This is a genomic window from Sphingomonas larreae, assembly GCF_051400595.1.
Taxonomy (GTDB): Bacteria; Pseudomonadota; Alphaproteobacteria; order Sphingomonadales; family Sphingomonadaceae; genus Sphingomonas.
Genome location: NZ_JBLFFI010000003.1, coordinates 13,905 through 35,879, shown reverse-complemented (window position 1 = coordinate 35,879; position 21,975 = coordinate 13,905). Strand labels below are relative to the sequence as shown.

The 21,975-nt window shown below is 63.9% G+C and carries 21 protein-coding genes and 3 pseudogenes; 9 read left to right on the top strand and 15 right to left on the bottom strand.

Annotation, left to right across the window (positions count from 1 at the left end; genetic code table 11):
- Positions 1–30 precede the first annotated feature (30 nt).
- From ACMGDM_RS11690 to ACMGDM_RS11680, 3 genes are read right to left on the bottom strand one after another with little or no spacing between them, the layout of a single operon-like run.
- The gene (locus tag ACMGDM_RS11690) at positions 31–843 is read right to left on the bottom strand and encodes an SDR family NAD(P)-dependent oxidoreductase (RefSeq protein WP_436804309.1); all 813 of its coding nucleotides are present in this window, start codon (positions 841–843) and stop codon (positions 31–33) included.
- Positions 844–897: 54 nt separating this feature from the next.
- On the bottom strand, positions 898–1,566 hold the full coding sequence (locus ACMGDM_RS11685; RefSeq protein ID WP_436804308.1) for a glutathione S-transferase family protein: 669 nt from the start codon (positions 1,564–1,566) through the stop codon (positions 898–900).
- 37 nt (positions 1,567–1,603) lie between these two features.
- A complete protein-coding gene (locus tag ACMGDM_RS11680) occupies positions 1,604–2,281 on the bottom strand; it encodes a peroxiredoxin-like family protein (protein ID WP_436804307.1) in 678 nt (225 codons plus the stop codon).
- Between the two features lie 103 nt (positions 2,282–2,384).
- Between ACMGDM_RS11680 and ACMGDM_RS11675 the strand changes: the two genes are divergently transcribed.
- Positions 2,385–3,281, top strand: coding sequence for a LysR family transcriptional regulator (locus ACMGDM_RS11675; protein ID WP_436804306.1), 897 nt, complete (start codon positions 2,385–2,387; stop codon positions 3,279–3,281).
- 75 nt (positions 3,282–3,356) lie between these two features.
- Here the strand turns inward: ACMGDM_RS11675 and ACMGDM_RS11670 are convergent, their stop codons facing one another.
- The 3 genes and pseudogenes from ACMGDM_RS11670 to ACMGDM_RS11660 all read right to left on the bottom strand — a co-directional run.
- Positions 3,357–4,397 carry an aldo/keto reductase gene (locus ACMGDM_RS11670; RefSeq protein ID WP_436804305.1) on the bottom strand — a complete coding sequence of 347 codons (1,041 nt, stop codon included), beginning with the start codon at positions 4,395–4,397 and terminating at the stop codon, positions 3,357–3,359.
- 48 nt (positions 4,398–4,445) lie between these two features.
- A complete protein-coding gene (locus ACMGDM_RS11665) occupies positions 4,446–4,793 on the bottom strand; it encodes a UrcA family protein (RefSeq protein ID WP_436804820.1) in 348 nt (115 codons plus the stop codon).
- Positions 4,794–5,434: 641 nt separating this feature from the next.
- Positions 5,435–5,677, bottom strand: a pseudogene (locus ACMGDM_RS11660) (cupin domain-containing protein); the annotation flags it as partial.
- Positions 5,678–5,805: 128 nt separating this feature from the next.
- Here ACMGDM_RS11660 and ACMGDM_RS11655 point away from each other — a divergent pair.
- Together ACMGDM_RS11655 and ACMGDM_RS11650 are read left to right on the top strand one after the other, a co-directional pair.
- Positions 5,806–6,744, top strand: coding sequence for a LysR family transcriptional regulator (locus ACMGDM_RS11655; RefSeq protein ID WP_436804304.1), 939 nt, complete (start codon positions 5,806–5,808; stop codon positions 6,742–6,744).
- 672 nt (positions 6,745–7,416) lie between these two features.
- Positions 7,417–8,349: an EAL domain-containing protein gene (locus ACMGDM_RS11650; RefSeq protein ID WP_436804303.1), complete on the top strand. Its 933-nt coding sequence runs from the start codon at positions 7,417–7,419 to the stop codon at positions 8,347–8,349.
- A 175-nt stretch (positions 8,350–8,524) separates the two neighbouring features.
- Here the strand turns inward: ACMGDM_RS11650 and ACMGDM_RS11645 are convergent, their stop codons facing one another.
- The 6 genes and pseudogenes from ACMGDM_RS11645 to ACMGDM_RS11620 all read right to left on the bottom strand — a co-directional run.
- Positions 8,525–9,100 carry a YciE/YciF ferroxidase family protein gene (locus tag ACMGDM_RS11645; protein ID WP_436804302.1) on the bottom strand — a complete coding sequence of 192 codons (576 nt, stop codon included), beginning with the start codon at positions 9,098–9,100 and terminating at the stop codon, positions 8,525–8,527.
- Positions 9,101–9,386: 286 nt separating this feature from the next.
- Positions 9,387–11,360, bottom strand: a complete 1,974-nt coding sequence (locus ACMGDM_RS11640) for a PAS domain S-box protein (RefSeq protein WP_436804301.1) — start codon at positions 11,358–11,360, stop codon at positions 9,387–9,389.
- The gene (locus tag ACMGDM_RS11635) at positions 11,360–11,536 is read right to left on the bottom strand and encodes a type II toxin-antitoxin system ParD family antitoxin (RefSeq protein ID WP_436804300.1); all 177 of its coding nucleotides are present in this window, start codon (positions 11,534–11,536) and stop codon (positions 11,360–11,362) included. The genes ACMGDM_RS11640 and ACMGDM_RS11635 overlap by 1 nt, the downstream gene beginning before the upstream one ends.
- A 549-nt stretch (positions 11,537–12,085) precedes the next feature.
- Complete coding sequence (locus ACMGDM_RS11630) at positions 12,086–12,469, bottom strand: recombinase family protein (RefSeq protein ID WP_436804299.1); 384 nt, start codon at positions 12,467–12,469, stop codon at positions 12,086–12,088.
- Positions 12,470–12,703: 234 nt separating this feature from the next.
- Entirely contained in the window at positions 12,704–13,993 is a 1,290-nt protein-coding gene (locus ACMGDM_RS11625) for a GAF domain-containing sensor histidine kinase (protein ID WP_436804298.1), read from the bottom strand.
- A 117-nt stretch (positions 13,994–14,110) separates the two neighbouring features.
- Positions 14,111–14,773 (bottom strand): annotated as a pseudogene (locus ACMGDM_RS11620) (IS110 family RNA-guided transposase); the annotation flags it as partial.
- 165 nt (positions 14,774–14,938) lie between these two features.
- Between ACMGDM_RS11620 and ACMGDM_RS11615 the strand changes: the two are divergent.
- The 4 genes and pseudogenes from ACMGDM_RS11615 (at position 14,939) to ACMGDM_RS11600 (ending at position 16,867) form a co-directional block, all read left to right on the top strand.
- The gene (locus ACMGDM_RS11615) at positions 14,939–15,133 is read left to right on the top strand and encodes an IS3 family transposase (RefSeq protein ID WP_436804297.1); all 195 of its coding nucleotides are present in this window, start codon (positions 14,939–14,941) and stop codon (positions 15,131–15,133) included.
- A gap of 291 nt (positions 15,134–15,424) precedes the next feature.
- The gene (locus ACMGDM_RS11610; protein ID WP_436804296.1) at positions 15,425–15,583 is read left to right on the top strand and encodes a hypothetical protein; all 159 of its coding nucleotides are present in this window, start codon (positions 15,425–15,427) and stop codon (positions 15,581–15,583) included.
- Positions 15,559–15,714 (top strand): annotated as a pseudogene (locus ACMGDM_RS11605) (integrase core domain-containing protein); the annotation flags it as partial. The gene ACMGDM_RS11610 and the pseudogene ACMGDM_RS11605, both read left to right, overlap by 25 nt.
- A gap of 286 nt (positions 15,715–16,000) precedes the next feature.
- Positions 16,001–16,867, top strand: coding sequence for a DUF4394 domain-containing protein (locus ACMGDM_RS11600; RefSeq protein WP_436804295.1), 867 nt, complete (start codon positions 16,001–16,003; stop codon positions 16,865–16,867).
- Positions 16,868–17,587: 720 nt separating this feature from the next.
- On the opposite strand, the gene ACMGDM_RS11595 is transcribed toward ACMGDM_RS11600, so the two are convergent.
- Both ACMGDM_RS11595 and ACMGDM_RS11590 read right to left on the bottom strand, forming a co-directional pair.
- Entirely contained in the window at positions 17,588–18,436 is an 849-nt protein-coding gene (locus ACMGDM_RS11595; RefSeq protein WP_436804294.1) for a dioxygenase family protein, read from the bottom strand.
- 36 nt (positions 18,437–18,472) lie between these two features.
- A complete protein-coding gene (locus ACMGDM_RS11590; RefSeq protein ID WP_436804293.1) occupies positions 18,473–19,087 on the bottom strand; it encodes an FMN-dependent NADH-azoreductase in 615 nt (204 codons plus the stop codon).
- A gap of 87 nt (positions 19,088–19,174) precedes the next feature.
- Here ACMGDM_RS11590 and ACMGDM_RS11585 point away from each other — a divergent pair, with 87 nt between their 5' ends.
- Together ACMGDM_RS11585 and ACMGDM_RS11580 are read left to right on the top strand one after the other, a co-directional pair.
- Positions 19,175–19,573: a winged helix-turn-helix transcriptional regulator gene (locus ACMGDM_RS11585; RefSeq protein ID WP_436804292.1), complete on the top strand. Its 399-nt coding sequence runs from the start codon at positions 19,175–19,177 to the stop codon at positions 19,571–19,573.
- A 541-nt stretch (positions 19,574–20,114) separates the two neighbouring features.
- Entirely contained in the window at positions 20,115–20,609 is a 495-nt protein-coding gene (locus ACMGDM_RS11580; RefSeq protein ID WP_436804291.1) for a PRC-barrel domain-containing protein, read from the top strand.
- A 133-nt stretch (positions 20,610–20,742) separates the two neighbouring features.
- Here the strand turns inward: ACMGDM_RS11580 and ACMGDM_RS11575 are convergent, their stop codons facing one another.
- Positions 20,743–21,804 (bottom strand): NAD-dependent epimerase/dehydratase family protein, encoded by a 1,062-nt coding sequence (locus tag ACMGDM_RS11575; protein WP_436804290.1) that lies wholly within the window; start codon positions 21,802–21,804, stop codon positions 20,743–20,745.
- Positions 21,805–21,975: the final 171 nt, after the last annotated feature.

Below are 21,975 nucleotides of genomic sequence, written 5' to 3'. Positions count from 1 at the left end.
TCGCGCGTAGGGCGTTCCGACGCTTCAAGGTCAGGCGACGAACCGCACCACGCCGCCATCGACGCGCAAGGCGGCGCCGCTGGTGGCGGAGGCCTGTTCGGAGCAGGTGTAGACGATCATGTTGCCCACTTCCTCGACCGTCGCGAAGCGCTGGATCAGGCTCGTCGGGCGAAGCGCCTGCAGGAAGTCCTGCTCGGCTTGCTCGACCGTAATGCCGTTCCGCGCTGCCTGATCGGCCACGAAGTTGCCCATGATTTCGGATCGGGTCGGGCCCGGAAGCACCGCGTTGACCGTGACGCCCGTGCCCGCAACCGCTTCAGCCAGGCCACGCGACACGGCGAGTTGCGCCGCCTTGGTCATGCCGTAGTCCAGCATCTCCTTGGGAATGTTGACCCCGGACTCGCTGCTGACGAAGACGACACGTCCCCATGCCTTGCCGACCATGCGCGGAAGATAGTGGCGCGACAGACGCACGCCGCTCATCACGTTGAGCTGGAATAGTCCGAGCCAGTCCGCGTCCGGGATAGCCGCGATGTCGTCGATCCCGTGGTAGTCGCGCAGAAATGCCGTGCCGACGTTGTTCACCAGGATGTCGGCGTCCGGCGCCTGCGCGATGAGGGCGTTGGCGCCTCCCGCGGTGGCCAGATCGGCGGCGATGCCGAAAATAGTAGCTCCCGGAAACGCGGTGCGCATCTGCCCCAGGGTCTCGTCAACCCGCGCCTGCGTGCGGCCATTGATGATCACCGAAGCGCCCGCCCGCGCCAGACCTTCCGCGGCTCCTCGGCCGATGCCGGCGGTGGAACCTGTCACGATGGCCGTGCGGCCGCTCAAGTCGATGTTCATGGAACTACCTTCATGGTGTTGCGCCGTTCACCCGCGGGTGCCGGCGCCATGGCTTCAGAGCGTGATGCCCGCGCCCGCCAGAGCGGTGTCGATACGCTCATCGACTTCGCGCTTGGTGGCTGCCCAAGCCGGCACCGTGTCGAGCAGGCGCTGCTGCCAGGCGACGAGGTTGGGAAACTCGTTGAACGGCACCTTGGTGCGCTCGTTCTGCGAGAAGGGGGCCGCGATGTCGATGTCCGCCAGCGTCAGATGATCGCCCACGATAAACTGCCGGGTCGCGAGGTGCGCATTCAGCACGGCACCGGCGGCGCGGATCTTCGCGAACGTCAGGTCGATGATGCTCTTGTCCTCGGGTTGGCCCATGAAGCGCTTGCCGATCCGCTCGTCGAACGTGAGCACGGAGAAGATCCGCCACTGCTCGCCCGACCAGAACATCCACTGCAGCACCTCGTAGCGCTCCTGCGGCGTGGCGCCGAGCAGATCGCTGCCGACCTTCTCCGCGAGGTAGATGTTGATCGCCGAGGATTCGTAGAGGACGACATCGCCGTCGACCATCACCGGCGACAGGCCGTGCGGGTTCAGCTTCAGGAACTCGGGCGTATGGCTCTCGCCTTTGAAGAGGTCGATGCCCACGCGCTCGATCTCGATGCCCATGACGGCGGCTGCCGTCGTCACGCGACGCAGGCTGCCCGAACCGGGATCGCCGTAGATCTTGATAGCCATTGGTAGGTGCTCCTTCTCTTGAGTGTTGAAGTGTTGATTACGCCGGGACGCCGGCACGCAGCCGATCGAGCACGGGTAGAAGCTCGGACGGATCGGGACGCCGCGTGTAGTCGGGGTTGACCTCGGCATAGGCGATCATGCCGTCGGTCCCGATCACGTAGCGCGCCGGCATCGGCAGCACGCCCGACGGATCGTCGTTGACTATCGCCAGGTCGGCGCCGAACTGGCGATAGACGTCGATCAGGTCAGCGGGCAGCGAGAAGCGCAGGCCGAACTCGGCGGCGACAGCGGCCCCGCGATCGCTCAGGATAGGAAAGTCGAGCTTGTTGTCCCGCTGCGACTTCCGGCTGTTCGACGGCGTCTGCGGCGAGATCGCGACGAGGCTCGCGCCGCGGGCCTCGATCTCCGGCCGGACATCTTCCAACGCCTGGAGATCGAAGTTGCAGTAGGGGCACCAGATGCCGCGATAGAAGGTTGCGACCAGCGGCGCGCGCGCCAGCAGCGCACGCGAACTCACGCTGCCGCCGTCAGCCTCCGGGAGCGTGAACTCGGGTGCCTTGTCGCCAGCTTGCAGCGCCTTCTCGGCCTGCCTGCTGTCGATCAGCGACTGCGTGGCGCAATTCATCGTGTCGAGCTGGTCGCGGGTCGGCACGAGCGGAAAGCGCAAGTTCTCGAATTCCTCGCGCATCGCATCGAGCTTGTCCTGGAGTTTCACGGCCTTCTCCCGATCGCGGCAAGGCCGCTGTGGAGGAGGAGCTAGTATATCCGACAAGGCCGGTGTATCTGCTGTTCGTGGACATCATATATTCGGATTTCGGATGAGCGATCGCTGGCAGGAGATGACCGTGTTCGTCCGCGTGGCGGAGAGCGGCGGCCTGTCGCGCGCAGCGCGGGAGCTCAAGCTGTCACAACCCTCGATCTCCCGGATCGTCGGATCCTTGGAGGCCCGGCTGGGCACGACGCTGCTGCTACGCACCACCCGCAGCATCTCGCTGACGGAAGCGGGTGCTCTCTATCTTGAACGCGCCCGGTACCTGCTCGCTGACATGGAGGAGGCCGAGCAGGCAACCCGCGGTGTGGACTCGCTACACGGCGTGATCCGCATGGCCGTGCCGGTGCTCTACGGGTCGCGTGCGGTCATCCCGGCGCTGGCACCCTTCCTTGCCCGGCACCCGGACCTCCGGGTCGAGATGATCATGAGCGACGCGCGCCAGAACCTCATCATGGACGGGGTGGACGTGGCCATCCGTCTGGGCGTCGGTCCGCTGGACGATTCCACCTTCGGCGCGCGCAGGCTCGGGACCGTCGAGCGACTGGTGGTTGCGGCGCCAGCCTACCTCTCGAAGAACGGCACGCCCTCAAGTCCCGCGGAGCTCGCCCAGCACGACTGCATCGTCCAGCACGGCCGGTTCGGTCGCGAGAGCTGGCGTTTCACGCACAACCAGACCGTCACCTCCGTCGATGTCTCCGCCAAGCTCTGGATCAACTCGGCATCAGGCGTGCTCGCGGCCGCCGTGGCGGGGCTGGGCATCGCGCTGGCGACCCGGGTGATGGCCGGAGAGGAACTGCGCACCGGCCAGCTTACGCAACTGCTTGGTCGCTACCTGCTCGATCCAGCCGAGGTCTACGCCATCTTCCCGGCAGGTCCGAAACCATCGGCGAAGGTCCGGGCGATTGTGGATCACCTCGAGGTCTCGCTCGACTCTCCCAGGTAATCACGGCGAGGGCAGCGCTGACCCACAATCCGCCGTTCGCGATGTTCGCTGCCGCCGCCAAGAACGAACGCTTGTTCATCGGCGGGAACAAGCATCCACGTGCCCGCTCAACCTACCGAGCGAGCACGCCGGTATTGTCGTAAGATCCGCCGGTAGCTGCGCCCCACCCTTGGACGGCGTTGCCGCCGAAGGTGCTCTCGAGTGGCAGGTCAAAATGAAGTAGGGGCTGAGCGTCGGCAACGGCCCAGCCGCATCGAGCCGCTGCCGCTGTTCCGCCGACAGCACGATGTCGAGCGACGCGACATTCTGGTGGATCTGCTCGGGTCGGCTCGCGCCAAGCAAGACGGAGCAGACACCCGGGCGGCTCGTCACCCAGGCGAGCGCGACCTGCGCCACCGGTCGACCGAGTTCCTCCGCCACCACGCGCAACACGTCGAGGATGCCGATGTTCGCCTCCGTGAACAGCATTCCGCCACACGGATTCTCGCCGTTCAACTGGCCATCGCTGCCGCCGCTCGGCTCGCCACGCTTGTCCGGTACGCCGCCTCGGGGGCCGAAGTCCGCGAGTTTGTCGCGGCCATATTTCCCGGTGAGCATGCCGAAGGCGAGCGGACTCCATGCCACGAGACCCAGTCCGAGCGCCCGCCCCGCCGGGATCAGGTCCAGCTCGACGCCGCGATCGATCAACGAATAGCTGTACTGCAGCCCAATCGGCTCCCGCAGCCCGTGCGCGCGGGCCAGAGTGGCCACCTGCGCGGCGTACCAGGCGGGCGCGTTGGAGAAGCCGTAGTAGAGGATGTCGCCGCGTCGCACCGCATCGGTCAGCGCGCGCAGCACCTCCTCGGGCGGCGTCGTGCGATCCCACACATGCGCCCAGTACATGTCAACGTGGCCGGAGCCGAGCCGTTTCGGCGATCCCTCGAGGCCATCGCGGATGTTGCGTGCCGAGTTGCCGCCCGCGAGCGGGTTGCCGTCGCCGCGCGGGAAGCCCGACTTGGTGGCGATCACCAGACGATCGCGGCCGCCGCGCTCCTGGAAGAAGCGGCCGATCATAGCCTCGCTCTCGCCGCCCGAGTAGACGTCGGCGGTATCGATGAAGTTGCCGCCCGCTCCCACATCGGCAACGAAGGCTACGACCCGCCGCCGCCGCTTAGAAGCCGGATGTCAGGGCCGCGCGCGGTAACCGTCGCCAGCGTGGCTTGCGGAGGCGAGCGCGATGGCGTTTGCGCCAGCCTGTCGCGCGAGTACCGCCGTGGCCCGCGCCAAGCTCTTGGTGCGGCAGCTCCTTTGTTTGAAGGTGTCCGACTGCGGAGCGCAGACCCGAGCCGCGGCATGCCGCAGCCGGAGCATGGCGGCATGCCAGCCGTCGGCGGTTCGAAGGTCGAGATCGGCAATCGGAACTGCCTCCATCGGCCCGAACTGCGCGAGGTCACGAAGGTCAGCGCGGGCGCTGGCGACCGCAGGAAGCAGCAGAATGGCTGCAGAGAGCGGGATGAGAAATGCTTTTGTCATTGTCTGTTTTCTCAAAGGACCGGGAAGTCGCTCCGCGCGTCGCCGACCGGATCGCGATGGGTGGACACGGGTTCCGGGGCGGGGAGTCCGGGGCCGTCGAGCGCGCGCACAAGCATCAGCAATCGCTCCCGCGAGTCGTCGTTGGCACCATGATTTTCGGCAAGTCCTCTTTCTCGGAGCAGGCGCGTCACCCGTCCGGTCGTGACCACCAGCAGACACGCCGGTGCCGATGTGGCGAACCGGAAATGCCGTTCGTCGTCAGCGTTCGCGGCGAAGAGTTCGATGCCGGTTGCGGGTTCGTGCGTCCGACGGAGGCGTTGCACGATCACGTTGCGTGCCGGCTGCGGTGTCGCGCGCAGCAGTACGACGGCATCCTCGCCCTTGCCCTGCCTGGCCAAGACCTCGATTGTGCTTCCGAGCGCCTCGAAGCGCTCTTCCGGGGCTGTCATCGGCGGCGTGGATCCCGGGCGGATCAGCGCCGCCTCGTCCGTCAGGTAGACGCCGAACGATGGCGCGCTTGTAACCAAGCGCTGCACATCACTCTCGTCCATCGGCTGCATCGCCGCCGCGGGATCAACCCGGCGGCCGGCGGTACGGACGAACTCATCGAATCCGCCGGGCGCGCAGAGCAGCAGGTACGATGCATCAACCGCGCCGTTGTTGAGGAGCCGGTGCGTCTGCTGTGGTGGCAGCACCGCGACGTCACCCGGCTGGTAGACGGCAACCCGTCCAGCAGATTCAGCGGTGATAGTGCCCTCGAGCATCACCAATTGCTCGGCATCGACGTCGTGGAAGTGGGGCGGCGTCGCATTGCCCGGGGGGACGCGGGCAAGCAGCAGCGCATATCGGTTCTCCGTGTGCGAACTGGCGACGAGCACGGTCATCATACCGCCGGCGAACAGATAGGCTTCTTCAAGGCGTTCGAAAAATTGGGACATGGTCATCTCCGTTGCGGAGAGAGCCAAATAGCGCCTACACCTGTTCATCCCAGATCATGGAGTCTCAGCCGCACATGAGCGGAGTTCAACTTGGCGATGCCGAGCTCAGGCTATTGCGGGTTTTGGACACCCTGCTGGAAAACCGAAGTGTCACGCGTGCTGCGGCGTCGCTCGGCCTGACCGCATCCGCGGTGAGCCACTCGTTGCGCGAACTGCGGGAGCTGTTCGGCGATCAGCTGCTGATCCGCATCGGCGGCAACATGCAGCCGACCCCACGGGCACTGGCACTCGAGCCGGCGCTGCGTCAGGGGCTGGCGGAGCTGCGCCGCGTCCTTACAACGAGCGAGGACTTCGAACCGGCGACGTCGGTCCGCTCCTTCTCGCTTGCCGGCCCCGACTATGTGCTCTTCACGCGCCTGCCCGAACTGGTCGCGCGCATGAAAGCGGAGGCGCCGAACATCGACTTTCGGTTCACCACCCTTCACGCCCAGTTGCCGCAGGCCTTGTCCAGCGGCCAACTGGACGCGGTGATTGCCGGTGCCGAAGCCGAGACCGCGTTGGCTCTCGATCGCGACATGATGCGATCTCGCATCATAAGCGAGGAATTCTGTTGCATCGTTCGGGCCGGTCATCCGCTCGCCTTGGCCGGGCAGCTGGATCTAGACAGCTACGCCTCGGCCGCGCATGTGTTGATCAGCACGACTGGCGGCGATCGCGGGATAGCCGACGAGGCGCTCGCCGAACATGGTCTGACGCGCCGAGTGGCCCTGACCCTACCCAGTTTCGCCGCCGCGGCCGGCTTCGTCGCCGCAAGCGACATGATCGCGACCGTCCCGGAGGCGATCGCTCGCGCGGGCGAAGCGCGTGGACTGGTTGTGATCCTCAAGCCACCGCTGGCTATGCCGCGAAGCGACGCATATCTTTGGTGGCATCCCCGCTTTCAGAACGACAATGCTCACAGTTGGTGGCGAGCGGCCCTGACGCAGGCGTTTGCTACGAAATCTGGCGTTTGATGTCGCAAGTAGCTGACCAGCGATGCCAATGTCTTGCACCAACACGCCCTCGCTTCATGAGTGCATTCGCGGTCTAGATCGGAGTTGCACATGAACGATCAAGACTTGAACGCGATGCCGACGTCGAGGCGATTAGACCCAATATCGGCCACTCAGGGCCACCTGGCGCCTTCCTAGCTTTGGACGCTTGTTCATCTGGATGCATCGACCTACGCCAACACACAGGCCGCACCTCTTCCCGCTCAATGAGCGTGTTCAAGGGCTGCTGCGAGCATAGCGGCCAGCGCTTCCTCAGCCCTTTGCCTCGAGGCAGGGTTGGTGGATGACAGATCCCGGCGGATCCAGTCAGTTGCCCGGCTCACAACAGCGGCAACCACCGCGAGCTGCTCTTCCGTCATGCCGTCAGTTTTCCCCTTTTGTTCTCGCGCTCGCTGACTCATAGAATCGGAATGCCGATACGCCCTGAGAACCGCTGGCTCTACCCCATCGATTGGGAGCAGCTGTCGGCAGCGGTGCGCTTCAAACGCGCAGGTTCGCATTGCGACCACTGTGGCCGCCCTCACCTGCGCAGCATCATTCACCTAGGAGATGGTAGGTGGTGGGACGCGGACGCCGGGTGCTGGCGGTCGCATCTGGGAAGTGTCGATCTCAAGCTATCTCGCACTCTCGTCTGTGCGGTCGACCACGGTCGTGCTGGCCTGCGCCCATCTCGGCCACGATACCAGCAACAATGCGCGCTGCAACCTGGCTGCGCTCTGCCAGCGTTGTCACCCGGTCACGATGGAGCGGAGCACCGCGGCTAGATGCGATGGCGGCGACCCGCCGGTAGCCGAAGCTTCCCGCCTCTGCTCCGGTTGCCGTGATGGCGGGGACTTCGACGTACCGTTCACGATGGCGTACCAGCCCATCGTCGACGTGGAACTCGGACGGCCGTTCGCCTATGAAGCGCTGATCCGCGGCGTGGACGGCTCGGGCGCTCTCTCGGTCCTGTCACGCGTGAATGAGACCAATCGCTACGCGTTCGATCAGTCCTGTCGCGTCATGGCGATCGAGGGCGCGCTAAGCGCCGGACTGCTCGACATCGATGCGCGCCTCTCCATCAACTTCCTCCCGAACGCGGTCTATTCACCGCTCGCGTGCATCCAGCTGACGCTCCGCACCGCAGAGAAAGTCGGTCTGCCGCGGGAACGGCTGATCTTCGAGTTCACCGAAAACGAAGAGATGGGCTCGCCCCAGCACGTCAACAGCATCATCGAGACGTACAAGAGCGTCGGCTTCACCGTCGCGATCGACGATTTCGGGGCTGGTCATTCAGGCTTCGACATGTTCGCGCGGTTCGCGCCGGACGAGATCAAGCTGGATATGAGCCTGATCCGGGGCATCGACACGGACCTTCGTGGCCGCGCCATCGTGCGGTCGGTCGTGAGCATGGGCGCGGAGCTCCACACCCGTCTCATTGCGGAAGGGATCGAGACGGAGGCGGAGGCTCGTACGCTGCGCCCAACTCGGCGTTCGTTTCCATCAGGGCTACTGGTACGCCAAGCCCGAGATCGCTCGCCTGCCGGAGATCGCATTAGACGTGTGTTCGTGTGCACACGCGCTTAGCGCCGTTGCATCCTCAGACCTCTAGCCTGATCGGCCGCTCCGTGACGCTTCCATGGTCGCTCGGCACGTCAGAGCCTCTCCGGGGTGGTGAGGCAGTTGAGCAAGATCGGGTACAACGATTCACTACAAGTGGCCGCTTGGGCGCCAGCATCGATCCAACTGGCGCCCGCCGGCATTACTTTTTCTTGGCTGCCTTCGCCTTCGGCTTTGCAGCAGCTTCCTCACTCTCGACTTCCTCGTCCTCACCGGCCTCCTCGCCTGCAACCATCGCAGGGTTAATCTCGCTCTCGGCAAGCTGGGTGAGAGCTTCGTCGTCGCGCTTACCTTCCTCGACCAGACGCTCCATCAGCGTGACAACGGCCGGTTGGTTCAACAGACGACCCAGCGACGCCGACGTGCCCCAAGCTGCAATGCAGTAATGCTCCAGCTTCTGAACGGCGCCGAGCAGCACCGCATCGAGAAGAGCGGTGCTATCGATCTCCTCCAGATGCTCGTTCATATCCTCGATCAAGCCCTCGGCCGCGACATTCTTCGGGCGCGCCTTGGTGACGCCCATCTCCTCGAAGATGGCGTCCAGTTCCTCGATGATGCCAGCACCCTGCTCACGCCGCGCCTGGAGCGCGTCCTTGAGAGCTTGCGAGGAAAGGGCGCGCGAGAGCTTTGGTACGACGCGGGAGAGCTGGCGCTCCGCGCTGTGGATTTCCTTCAGCTCGGTGACGAGGATGTCTCGAGCGGTTTTCGGAGCGGGCATGTTGACCTCGTATCTTGATGAAAGGCTTGAACGGCTGCGACATAGCGCCGTTCCTCTCAGACCTGCCCCATGCTGATGAAATGCACGTTGCGTTGGATGAGCTCGGGAGTGACATCCCGTCGAACGAAAGGGCAAAGGGGGGAGCCACTGGCCGCGCCGAACGCCACCCACCCCGATCTTAGGTGACGCCTCCTCAAGGGCGCCGATCACGTCCAAACCGGAGACATCGCGGCGCCGCTCTCCTGAGCAGCGAGCATTCAGCCAGCATGCTCGGGCGCCCTCCCCGTCACTGGGACATCGCGATCCGGAGGACGCGTGCAAGCCCGTCAGCGGTATAGGGCTTTTGCAGTAGTTCGAAGCCGTGGGAGCCCTCAGCGGCAAGGACGTGGCTATACCCGCTCGTGAGCACGACGGGGAGGCCCGGGAAACGGCTGCGTAGCGTCTCGGCAAGCTCGATCCCCGACGTGCCTGGCATCACAACGTCCGTGAACACCATGTCGAATCTATCGGGCCCGGCTTCCACCAACGCGAGCGCCTCATCGGCACTTGGCACCCACATGTTGCCGTAACCAAGCTCGCCGATCAGCTGGGCGGCGAACTCGCCGACCAGCTGATTGTCCTCAACGAGGAGCACACAACCTCCGCCTCCGCTCGGAACGGCGGCGGTGGGGGGCATCAGGTCAGCATCGCCTCCTGCCTGCCGGTCTCCAGCACGCGGCAGGTAGAGGGTGAACGTGGCCCCTTCCCCGGGCGAACTCTCGATGACCACGTCTCCGCCCGATTGCTTGGCGAAGCCGAAGACCTGGCTGAGACCGAGCCCGGTTCCTTTCCCGACGTCCTTGGTCGTGAAGAATGGCTCGAACACGCGCGGCAGGTCCTCGACCCTGATGCCGCTGCCCGTGTCGGTCACGCCGACCGCGATGAAGCGACCATCGACGGCGGCATGGCCACGCGTCGCCGGTATGCTGTTGCGCTCTTCCACGAGGAAGGTCAGCCGCCCATCCCCGTTCATTGCGTCGCGCGCGTTAACCGCCATGTTCAGAATGGCAGTTTCAAATTGGTTCGGGTCCGCATCGATCACGCATGGTTCGCACCGGATGTCGAGTTCGATAGCGATGTGCGATCCTGCCACCGTGCGCAGCACGTCCTGCCCCTGCCGCAGACGCTCGACCACATCGAAGTGCTCCGCTTTCAACGGCTGCCGTCTCGCAAAGGCAAGGAGCTGGTTCGTTAGCTTCGCCGCGCGTTCCGCCGTCTCCTTGATCGATGTGAGATAGCGCTGGCGCTTCTCCTCCCCGAGCTCTGCGCGCTTGAGAAGGTCGATGCTGCCCAAGATGACCGTCAAGAGATTGTTGAAGTCGTGCGCCACGCCGCCGGTCAGCTGACCGATTGCCTCCATCTTCTGGCTCTGCCGGAGAGCCTCCTCGATGCGCTCGCGCTCCGCAATCTCCGCCAGTAGGGTCTGCTGTGAGCTCTCCAACGCAGCGGTTTGGTCGGTTACGGCGTGCTCGAGCGTGAGGTTCAAGTCCTCGAGAATAGCCTTTGCCTTGGCCTCGTTCTCGACGTCGATGCACGTCCCGATCCAGCGCACGACGCGGCCCTGCTCGTCTGCCTCGGGCACGCCGCGGCACGAAAAGCAGCGGTACTCACCGTCATGGCTTGCCACCATGAACGTCTCTTCGAACGGCTCGCCGGTTCGCACGGAGTCCGACCATGCTTTCTGAGTGCGCTCGCGGTGCCTGGGATGAACCGTCTCAAGCCAACCATCGCCCAGGAGCTCGGAATCGCCACGCCCGGTATAAGTCTTAAACCTGGCATTTGTCCTTACGTAGTGGCCATCGGTATCGGCCTCGAAGACAAAGCCGGGAAGAGCGTCGGTTAGCATGACGAGGCGTCGCTCCGTCTCGCGCTCGCGCGTTCGGTCGCGAACGATCTTCATGTACCCCGAGCCGTCCTTTAGCGGCATCATCAGTCCAGAGCCCCAGAAACGGCTGCCGTCCTTTCGTACGTGAGAGCGCTCGTCGACAGCCCTGCCGTCGCTCACAGAGCGCTCCATCTCGTGCTCTGGCGAGCCGGCTGCCTGATCCTCACTCGTGAAGATCATTCGCCCGTGCTCACCTATCGCCTCCTGAGGCGTCCATCCCATGATCGCCTCGGCGCCCGGGTTCCAGCTGGTGATGGTGCCGCTCTCGTCGAACGTGATGATGGCAAAGTCGGTCGAACTCTCGACGATCTGCTGCGCCAGCGTCGGATCGATCATCAGTGTCCCACCTGCTGCGATGCAGGCTGACGGGTCCGCTGCTGCTCGATCAACGTCCGCAGTCCGGCCCGAACAACCTCGCTAGCCGTGGCATAGTGACCCGACGCGACCTCGTCGGCGACAAAGCGGTCGAGCTCCTGACTGAGCGATACGGTGCGGATAAGCCGACGGGCCATGGAAGCTCCAAAAGCGAGTAAGACATTGCACTACACGCTAAGCCGGGGCTGGTTCCGCACGAACCTTCCTGCTCATGGAACCAGGCGACGATGCTCTTATCAGCTTTCCCCACTTAGCGTTCAGGTTCTAGACCGCTGAGGCGTCGGATTGCAGCGCCAAGGCCGCCGCGAGATGGCGTAACCGAACAGCGCTTGGCTCCCGCGAAAGCCTCACTATCCGTTCGTTGCCTGCTCGCGCCCCGCGGTAGCGAAAGCGGCGCGTGATTGCCGTGCGGGTACACGACCGCATAGGTCACCCAATGTCAGGTTGCGAGTGCAATGGCGCCGCGGGGACGCGCATGCGTGCGGATATCTTCCGCCTCCGACATCTCCTGGATTGGACGCGCGCCTTTCTTTGCACGGTGCCGGGCTGTCACTCGGTTTACCTGTGCTATGCTGCACCCGGCAAGCTCCGCGGTCCGAGCGATGCTCATGCCCGCATCTCTAAGGCTGATGATGCGGGGATGATGCGCATGGTCGGGTTTGCGGCCGTTGTACCTCTCTTCGCGCTTAGCGATTTCGATCCCTGGCGCTGACGCTCTCGCCGTGTTCGTAATCATCCCGTGCGGTCTGGAGCGCTAACCGCAGCAACATGTCCTGCACCGCCTCCAACACGATCCGAGCGACGCCAGAACTATCGGCAACCATTTCGGACAGGTCGACGATCCCAGGCACAGCTAGCCGCGCCCCTTTCCCTCTGATCGTGGCGACGAGCAACTCAGCCTCAGTGAGCAGAAGACGACTGATCCGGTCGATCTTCTCCGCGACCACCACTTCGCCTGACTGCAGGTCCTGAACTATTCGCAAAAGCTCCGGCCGGTCCGGACGCGCACCCGACGCCTTTTCCCGGTAAACAGCAGCCACATAGAAGCCTGCCGCGGGTGCGCCCGCCACGATCGCCTCCTGACGCGCGAGATCCTCGCTGCTCCGTACTGACCCGCAGGTACACACGTGCTGCCTGGACCACATTCTGTTGTTGCTGTTCGCCCATCTGTTCCTCGGCTCGGCTGAGTACACCCACCTGAGCCGATAGCTCAAATTGTCCGCTCGGATGTTTCGCGGCTGAGAACATCCGTGCGCCATATGGCTGAACAGTTCCGGTGATCTTCAGAATCGGTTGTCATTGTCTTAGAGAAGACCCGCCGTGGCTGCACGATCCCCTTGAAGCTCGCTAACGGGCATGTGAAAACAGAAGCAGGTCTCCTTATCAGTCGAAGAAACCGTTAGGCTACCACCATGCGCCTCAGCAATGGCCGACGCAATATAGAGCCCGAGACCCAGACCTTCACGCTTCGGAGTTTGACCACGTTCGAACGGCTGGAACAGCGCTGCCTGCACTTCGGCAGGTATCTTTCGCCCGAAATTAGACACTCGCAACTCGAAGTCTGTGGTCGATCCTGTGCAGAGCACCCTGACCGGCTCTGCCTCCGAACCGTGAGTGACTGCGTTGCCGACGAGGTTGGAAACAAGCTGCCCCATCCGCTGCTCGTCCGCGACCATCATCGCCTCGCCTGAGCATTCCATCTTGATCGTTCGCTCTGGATGGGCGGCCCGCAATTCCGCCACGATCTGCCGAATGATGGCAGCCGCGTCGGTTCGCTTGAGATCCAATACAAAGTCGCCGACGAGTCTTCCACGAGCAAAGTCCAGAAGGTTGCCGACCATCAGGTTCATCCGCTCGACACTCGCCACCATCCCATCAAGGATCGTGGCGGCGCGGTCCTCCTCCGGCCGAACACGAAGCATGGTGACGCCCGCTGTGATCGAAGCCAGCGGATTGCGGAGATCGTGGCCAAGAACGGCAATGAACTGCTCCCGCTGCACGCCCGTCGCTTTCTCTTGGCCGAGATCCTCCTCCGTGCGTCTCAGCCGATCCGCAACGTCGAGATGGAATCCGATCAACTCCGCGAACATAGAAAATACGTTCCGGATCTCTGGTCGTGCGAGATCCCGCGGTTGAGGATCGATCGCGCAGAGGGTGCCGAAAAAGCTGCCGTCGGGCAGCATGATCGGGTAGGAAATGTAGCTGCGAAAGCCGTACATCGGCGGAGTATGGTGTTGGCAGTACACTTCGTCGCTCGCGACGTCGGAAATCACCACCGCCTGCGCATCCTGCCGGATCTCGTGACAGATGGTGGTCTCAAGCTTCAGTTCGCCCCCAGGTAACAGGCCGAACGCGATCTCATCCAGCACGCTGCATGCGATCCACTTGCTGTCGGTTACGCGTGCGACGGCCGCAAAGCCCATGCCCGTCAGGCGACAGATCGTATCGAGGATGCCAGGCACGACATTGATGGCCTGAATCCGCTCGATGTCCCGTGATCTCTCTTCCAACCTATGCAACCGGCGACCGGCGCCCTTGCGGCGCCGAACGGCGCCCAATTCGCCGAGGCTAGCCGATCTCGTTTCCGAGATCATCCCCGCCAGTGCAGCGGAACGGCTTTAGCCACGTTGGTGCATGAAGGAGCTCAGCGCCTGCCTGAGCTCGTTCGAAACCGTTCACCTTGAGCTGGATTGTCACACAGGGTATACTCATCCGACGCCAGGGATGGCCAGCAGCCGTCGACAACCCTCGCCCGCGGCAGCAATCGCTTCGATCTCCTCGGTCACCGTGCCGATGTCGGTTTCGAGTACGCGCCATTCATACCAGAGCTGCTGCAAGATCATGCGCATCCGTGGTGACAGCGTGGAGCGATCGTCGGTGAACAGCGCGGGCATCTCGCGCCTCGTGACGCCCCCTGCGCGAAACACGATGCCGCGCTCCAGTAGGAAGGCCCGAACTTGATTAATAACTGCTGTCCTGCGGCTCACCAACCGTTCACGCACACGGCAAAGTGCCTGGAGGTCGAGCTGCTCAACGGACTTGGCTGGCACGAACCGCATCGTCGGCCGCTGCACCGCCTGGGCGATCGCCTCTGCATCGAGGTACTCGTTCTTGTTGGACTTGAGGAACGGCTTCACGAATTGAGGCGCCATCAGGCGAACGTCGTGATCAAGCGCTGTCAGCTCGCGTGCGAGGTGATAAGCACCGCAGCACGCCTCCATTCCGACCAAACAGCGAGGCAGCGCATCCATGTGCCGCATCAGCTGCGCACGGCTGACCTCCTTCTTCCACTGGATGGCACCCGTGACGTCCAGCGCAACCAGGTGGAATGACGTCTTGCTGATGTCGATGTCGATTACCGCTACGTCTGTTATGACGGTCCTCCTCAGTGAAGGCCGCCAGGATGCGCCTGACTGCGTCGCTCCGTAAGGGAGCAGGTTATTCCACAACTGCTGTCGCGTTCGACCTCATTGCCCGGGGGACGGCCAGTCACCGCGGTCGCCAACACTATCGGTATCAGCCGCCAGCACCTGTCGGCCATGCACAACCGACCGCCGCCGAAGCCACGCGGGCGACCGCCGCTGCCGGACGCCGAGCTGGTCGCCGACATCAGGATGGTCGTCACCGATCTGCCGACCTATGGCTATCGCCGCGTGCATGCCCTGCTGCGCCGCCAAGCTCAGCAGACCGGGCGCGCAGCGCCCAATCCGAAGCGCGTCCACCGCGCGCGATGACGCTTTATGGTTTGCTACCCCAGCCCCATGGCGGCAGGGGCGAGGAGCGGCGCCATGACGGCCGTGTCGCCGTCGCCCGGCGCACACCCGCTCGTGCTCCGATGCGCTGGAGATAGGCTGCGGCATTGGCGAGAAGGTGCGCGTCGCCTTCGCGCTCGACTGCTGCGACCGGGAAGGCACGGGGCACGTCGCCGCTACCGGCGGCATCACCGCCGAGGACGTCCGCAACCTGATGGTCGCCACCGTCGAGCACCACTTGGGACCTGTGAACCGCCTCGCCGAGCCGATCGAATGGCTCACCGACACGGCAGCCCCTATGTCGCCGGCGATACCAGGCGCTTCGCGCGCGACATCGGCCTCGTCCCGCGCACCACCCCGGTCAGCAGCCCGCAGTCGAACAGCATGGCAGAGGCCTTCGTCCGCACGCTCAAGCGCGCTACGTCCGCGTGAACTCCACGCCCGATGCACGCACCGTCGTCGAGCAATTGCCTGCCTGGCTGGCCCACTACAACGAGGTCCATCCGCACAAGGCACTGGGCTCACCCCGCAAGTACATCGCGCAAACCCGCGAGGCCCCGTGAGGCATTTAGGGGGCAACGACACGCGCTGCAGGCGACAGCGTGCACTATCTTGCCTGTCCGCGACCGGGCCAAAACCACTATGAAGCGTAGCGCGAGGAGATAAGTACGCAGCGAAATGGCGGGCGGATGCAGCTTTCGAACGGACATAAAAAGTAATTTTACGCTCGACCCAACGTATTTCCATTCTGATTGACTTGAGTCGGCATGTCGTCAACGACCGGGGCGAACGGATGCGGACGACGTCTCGCGCGCGGCCGTTCGCACGAACGACACGGGAGAAGAACGCATGAAAATGGCTTTGATATCGGCAAGCCTCCTTGCCGCTCTTCCGACCGGCGCATCAGCGGCCACGATCTTCGGCGTGGACGAAAACAACAATCTTGTCACCTTCAACAGCTCTTCGCCGTCGACGATGATGTCAAAGATCGCTATCACCGGATCAGACAGTAGCTTCGAAGCGCTCGACTTCCGTCCGATCAATAACGTGCTCTATGGCCTGAGTGCGGGCCGGATTGTCCACACGATTGACATCGCGAGCGGGGTGGCGACCGCTGTCAGCGGACCGCTCGCCGTTCGGGGCAGTGTCTTCGGCTTCGACTTCAATCCGACGATCGATCGGGCCCGAATCGTCAGCAACACCGAAGGCAATCATGTCTTCAACCCGAACGACAGCTCACTGACTGGTTCGCCAACCACGACGCCGCTCGCGTACGGCGCGGGTGACGTCAACGCGGGAACCAACCCCGGCGTCAGCGCAGCCGCCTACACCACCTCCAGCTTCGGAGCGCCTGCCGCCTCGACACAGCTTCTTGTGATAGACACCGACCGCGACGTGCTGGCTCGCCAGAACAACAATGGTGGCGTGCTGACGACAGTTGGCTCGCTCGGCCAGAATCTCGGCTCGCGGACCAGCTTTGACATTTCGGGCTCGGACGCATTCGCGTTCAATGGTTCAACGCTTTACAACGTGAACCTGAGCACTGGGGCTGTCAGCAGCTTGGGCAGGACCGACCGCAACCTGTTCGGGATCGCGATTGGCCCGTCCGCTGTGCCGGAGCCGGCCACCTGGGCGATGATGATCCTGGGGTTCGGCGTGGTGGGGTACTCATTGCGACGCCGTCGCACGACCGTGCGTTTCAATCAGGCGATCTGATCTTGGTCAAGCAGGCGACGTCGAGGACGTCGCCTGCCGGTGTGCGTATCCCTTCCATCCCGAAGTCAGGCGATCAACGGCCGTTCCCCTGACGCCGATGCTTGACGGCTATAATGCCGTACGTCCGGCCCATTTTAGCCGCACTGGGGCTCTTCGTCGCGGGCGATAGCCGGCCGATTGCGCCAGCGTGCTCAGCTGCGGCTGCACATGCTACGCTCCGGACAGCATGGCCCGCTACTGAGCAAGAGGTCACCTGTCAGTAGGTTCTCGGGGCAACGTACTAGCGAGATGCGTCGACTGAGCTTTAGGTCGCCTCGCGGCGGCGGAAAACACGTGTTCCTAGTCGAGTCTGGGGTTAATGCTTCCAGGTTGTTGGCCTGAAAATCGCAATTTTGAGTTAGCTCAGCGTGACGTTGCCGTTGCGGACCGCTCCACGAGCCCCGCGCGAGTGGTGTGCAGCCGGTATGAGCTTGGCTTTCAGGGCGGCGGCGGAATCGAGCAGCGGATCGGCCGGCACTTCTCCTTTGGCCCGGAGTATATCTACCATCAGTATCGTGATGACGGCTATGTCGTCCGCGCAGCCGGTCCCGCTGGAACACCATTCATCACCGCGGCGAAGGGTGGGGCCGCCGCAGGTACCGACTTAGTACGCGACGACAAGTTCCGCTGGCACTCGCTTCGCGGGCCGCGCGATAGCGATGCGGGCGACGGACGATCAGGTCACGCTACCAATTCGTGCGCTGTCGCAGACACTACCGGGTCACCGAACCGATAGCTCGATGCGGCGATCGTGCCCATGAAGGCGTGTTCGTGATAAACACGCGCGCCCGCATCCCGTCCCGCAGCACCAGCGGCGACCATCAGTGGAATGAGGTGGTCCTCACGAGGATGCGCGGCACGAGCGGCCGGAGCGTTTGACCAATCGATCAGCCTTCTTGTGCGTTCTTCAGGCGCCGAGTGGATCAGCGTCTCCTCAAGCCAGGCATCGAATGTCGCTGACGCGAGCTTGCCTCTGCCGCTCATGATCCCGCGCACGTCATGGTAGCTGAAGCCGCTGCCGATGATCAGCACGCCCTGGTCGCGCAACGGCGCCAGCAACTCGCCCACCCGCAGATGCTCAGCAGGAACGAAGTCGGCCTTGAGCGCGAGTTGCACCAGCGGCAGTTGAGCCTCGGGGTACAGCGTGTGCATCAAGCTGAAAGTACCATGATCGTAACCACGCTGCGGATCGAGCCCGGTTGGCACGCCCCCACGGTCGAGAATGAGGCGGACAATCTCGGCCAGCGCAGGGTCGCCCGGCGCATCGTAGCGGATGCGGTAGGTGTGCTCGGGAAAGCCGGAATAGTCGTAAACCATCGGCGGCCGGGCTGCAGAGGACAGCAGGAACCGGTCAGCTTCCCAATGACCAGAAACCATCAGCACCGCGCGAGGCAGTTCGCCGAGCTCCGCGCGAACATCGTGAAGCGACTGTTCGAGCTGATCGTACGCGCCCGGGCGTAGGTCCTTGATCCAGGGCCAAGGACCGCCCCCGTGCGATAGAAAGTAGGTTGGGAGTCGCTGAGATGCCATGCTGTCCGCCTGATGCGAGAAGTGTCGGCCGGGGGATCAGGCAGCGAGCTGCCGGGCTGCGTCGCGCGCGGAGGCAATCGCGGAGTTCCGGGCTTCGGGGAGGTTAAGCCCTTCAGCCACAACCGTCTCAATTTCGGTCACTCCGATGAAGCCCAACAACGAACGCAGGAGCGATTCGGCATGTTCGGCGGGTGCGAAAGCCGACCCGGCCGCATAGACGCCACCACGAGCGACCGCGAGAATGACCCGCTTATTGCCTGCCAGGCCTTCGGGTCCAGCCTCGCCTTTCCGGAAGGTCGTTCCCGGCACGATCACCCGGTCAATCCAGGCCTTCAGCTCGGACGGTACGGTGAAGTTGTACATCGGGACGCCGATGACGATGATGTCGGCATCCAGGAACTCGGCAAGGATCGCGTCGCTGGTAGCCCGTCGTGCCTGCTGCGCGGCGTCGAGCACGGGGACTGCTTGCGAGAGAGGGTGAGCCGAAGGCGCAGTTACGGCGCTGAAGTGCGGCAGTCCGTCAGCCGCCACATCACGATAGGTCACGTCATGCTCGTCGCTGCCGCGGAGCCGTTCGACGACAGCTGCGGAGAGTTGCCGCGACACGGACTGTGCGCCGGTGATGCTGCTGTCGATGTGAAGGATTTTCATGGGAACAGTTCCGATTGTTGCCTCAGTTATGGTATGTGCCCACCCAGGCGGACCCACAAGAACGCACAATTTTGTTACCGGAGGCACATGGATGTGACCGAACTTGCCGCGCATATCCCTGCGGAACGGCGCGATACGCGTTCCTGCCTGAAAATCACTCAGGTGCTCAGTCGTATCGGTGATAAGTGGACAGTCTTGATCATCATCTTGCTTGGCGAGCGCGGTTACCGGTTCAACGAGCTCAAGCGGGGTATCGACGGCATCTCGCAACGGATGCTCACCCTGACGCTGAGGAACATGGAACGCGACGGCCTGGTGACCCGCACGGTGACACCATCGATCCCACCGCGGGTCGATTATGAGCTGACGGACATTGGCCGGTCCCTTGCTGGGCCTGTAAAGATACTCGGGGATTGGGCATTCGAGCATCTCGGACAGATTGCTGCGGCACAGGCGATGTTCGACGCCAGGGCACCTGAAAGTTGAACCGGTGGCCGCCGATCCGATAGGACGCTCTGCGGCGACAGCGGAATTGGCAGCTTCACTTATGCCTTCCACAGGAGCACGGCGCACTCAGATGCTGTTGAGGCCGCCACCTTGCGCGACGAGCAACGCAGCCGCGCTGCCTGAGGACCCATTACCGGTCACTCAGGGGCTTTTGCCCGCCTCCCGATTCCGGCCGCTCGTTCATATCGAGGCCCGAGCCATCTGGGTGTCCCCCAGCGGCCAAGTTCGCCTGGTTTGGGCAGGATAGTAGACGGTCCGCATATGAACGCTCGGATCGTCGATGGGCGCCTTCGTTCATCCGGAGCGCTGGAGCAGCTAGGTACCCGCTGCCCCGCCTTACGGGCCCGCCCTAGGGCGCTTGATCCCAGTCAATTCGATCGATCCCCGCCGAGACTTCTCCAGCAGCTTAGGTAGGAGGAAGCTTTGCGACGTCGCTCCATAGGTCGGGGCTGCTGGGAGAACGCGGATGGCAGATACGGCTGGTTGGGTGGCGCTAGTCGCGACCTGCGTGGCAGCCCTCATGACCGCCGCCAACCTTGGCGCCCGCGTCACAGGTTGGGGCTTCGTCGTCTTCACGGTCGGCGCTGCCGGCTGGATCGTCGTCGGGCTCGCGTCCGGCCAGCAGCAGCTCCTCTACTCAAACCTGTTCCTCGGCATCGTTGACCTGTTCGGCATCTGGCGATGGCTTGGGCGCCGTGCGCGCATCAGCGATGCGACGCGGGCGGAGGAGAGGCGGAGCACGAAGCTGCCCGGCGAGGCGCTGTTCTCGGTGACGTCGCTCGACGGTCTTCCCGTTAGGGCGGTGGACGGTTCGGTGGCAGCCCACGCCGTAGACGCCCTGGCCGGCTGCGGCGGGGGCGAGATTGAGTACCTGGTCGTTCGCATCGGCGGCTTGGGCGGAATCGCGGAAACCCTCCACCGTCTTCCATGGTCCGACGTGTCGGTCCGCGACGGCGAGGTGCACACCGGGCGGCGGCCGGAGGAGTTCCCGGAGCTCGCCGCGATCGCCCAGTAGCGACGGTGAGATCCCCGCAGACGCATCGCGATCGCCGCGCATACGCCCTCGCCGCGCGACCTGCGCAGCGATTTGGACACTTGCTCCCTTCGTTCCGAGTAGCGGCACGGTCCTGACGCCGCCGACGCCCGCCTCAGAGCGCGAGGCTGGGGCTTTGGCTTTGGCCAACGAGCGGGATCACGCCTCCTTGCACCTGCCGTTCGATGGCATGGATCAGCGCCAAGACGGGATCGAGGTCCTCGTGGAAGCCCGCGAGCCGGATCTTCGTCATGTCGGAGACGACGTCGGCTTCGGTGCCGAAAACGAAGTCCCCGAAGCCCCAGCCCACTGCCTTCGAGAAGTCTGGCTGGACAAGGGCCGCCGACAGCTTCTGCCACACCGGCTTCAGCGCGGGCATGTGGTCGGCTAACGCGAACGGGATCGGCTCGCCGACTTCGAGACCGAAATGGCGGGCGATCTTTTCCCACACGCGTCGCCAGCGGAACGGAGGATGGACGTAGTTGAACGCCTGACCTACCGCTTGTTCGGCGGTCGCCGCCCAAAGGCTGGCGCGCGCCAGCGCATGCGCATCGGTCACTTGCGCCAGGCAGTGGTCGTAGGTTCTGCGGGATCCCGGGAAGCGGAACGCCGCCCCATCCGCAGCGCATAGGGCGGCGTACGCGCCGATCACCGTTGCGATGTTCATCGCGTTTCCAGCCGCGTCTCCGACGACGACGTCAGGTCGCAGGATTGACCATGCCGGCCCGCCTGCGGCTCGGCGGCGCTGAAGCTCGCGCTCCTGCGAGAAGTAAAAGTTCGGCCCAATCGGACGCGGGTTCTCGTCCTCGTAGAACGGGGTCGTGACGGGGCCCAGGTGGACGCCGTAGACCTTCGCTCCCTGGTAGAGCACCACGCGTTGAACCGGTGCGCCGACCGCCTCGAGGCCATCCAGTAGATTGCGCAGCATAGCCGAGTTCCGCCGGTCCTCCTCCGCAAGGCCACCACCTGGTCCGTAAGCGGCGTAGAAGACGTGCGTCGCGTCAGCGGCGTCTACCAGTGCGGTCCGGGTCGCCTCGGCGTCGTTGAGATCGACGACGACGTCGCCCCTGCTCCGCGACAGTGCCAGGCCGCGCCAGCCCGCGACATGCTCGATCTGCTCGAGCAGTGCTTTCCCGATGATGCCGCCTGCACCGGCGACGAGGGCGGTGTTCGTCAAGCCATTTACTCCGTCCGCATTCTCAAGCGCTCTATGGAAAACTGGCCGTTTCCCGATCAAGCCGGGCTAGCGAGATAGCTTTCCAAAACGCCGAGAGGAATGAGCGTTTGATGCCGGGCGGTGGACAGGAGCCTCTGGGCCACCGCTCTTTGAGCCAGCCGGTTGTCGCTC

Bases quoted from the DNA above. Each gene is read 5' to 3' on its own strand.
- ACMGDM_RS11615 (WP_436804297.1), top strand. From the start codon at position 14,939: ATGCACAACCGACCGCCGCCGAAGCCACGCGGGCGACCGCCGCTGCCG.
- ACMGDM_RS11585 (WP_436804292.1), top strand. From the start codon at position 19,175: ATGGATGTGACCGAACTTGCCGCGCATATCCCTGCGGAACGGCGCGAT.
- ACMGDM_RS11625 (WP_436804298.1), bottom strand. From the start codon at position 13,993: ATGATCTCGGAAACGAGATCGGCTAGCCTCGGCGAATTGGGCGCCGTT.
- ACMGDM_RS11595 (WP_436804294.1), bottom strand. From the start codon at position 18,436: ATGGCATCTCAGCGACTCCCAACCTACTTTCTATCGCACGGGGGCGGT.
- ACMGDM_RS11645 (WP_436804302.1), bottom strand. From the start codon at position 9,100: ATGCCCGCTCCGAAAACCGCTCGAGACATCCTCGTCACCGAGCTGAAG.
- ACMGDM_RS11665 (WP_436804820.1), bottom strand. From the start codon at position 4,793: ATGACAAAAGCATTTCTCATCCCGCTCTCTGCAGCCATTCTGCTGCTT.
- ACMGDM_RS11580 (WP_436804291.1), top strand. From the start codon at position 20,115: ATGACCGCCGCCAACCTTGGCGCCCGCGTCACAGGTTGGGGCTTCGTC.
- ACMGDM_RS11590 (WP_436804293.1), bottom strand. From the start codon at position 19,087: ATGAAAATCCTTCACATCGACAGCAGCATCACCGGCGCACAGTCCGTG.
- ACMGDM_RS11685 (WP_436804308.1), bottom strand. From the start codon at position 1,566: ATGGCTATCAAGATCTACGGCGATCCCGGTTCGGGCAGCCTGCGTCGC.
- ACMGDM_RS11675 (WP_436804306.1), top strand. From the start codon at position 2,385: ATGAGCGATCGCTGGCAGGAGATGACCGTGTTCGTCCGCGTGGCGGAG.
- ACMGDM_RS11610 (WP_436804296.1), top strand. From the start codon at position 15,425: ATGGCTCACCGACACGGCAGCCCCTATGTCGCCGGCGATACCAGGCGC.
- ACMGDM_RS11635 (WP_436804300.1), bottom strand. From the start codon at position 11,536: ATGGCCCGTCGGCTTATCCGCACCGTATCGCTCAGTCAGGAGCTCGAC.
- ACMGDM_RS11640 (WP_436804301.1), bottom strand. From the start codon at position 11,360: ATGATCGATCCGACGCTGGCGCAGCAGATCGTCGAGAGTTCGACCGAC.
- ACMGDM_RS11600 (WP_436804295.1), top strand. From the start codon at position 16,001: ATGAAAATGGCTTTGATATCGGCAAGCCTCCTTGCCGCTCTTCCGACC.
- ACMGDM_RS11690 (WP_436804309.1), bottom strand. From the start codon at position 843: ATGAACATCGACTTGAGCGGCCGCACGGCCATCGTGACAGGTTCCACC.
- ACMGDM_RS11655 (WP_436804304.1), top strand. From the start codon at position 5,806: ATGAGCGGAGTTCAACTTGGCGATGCCGAGCTCAGGCTATTGCGGGTT.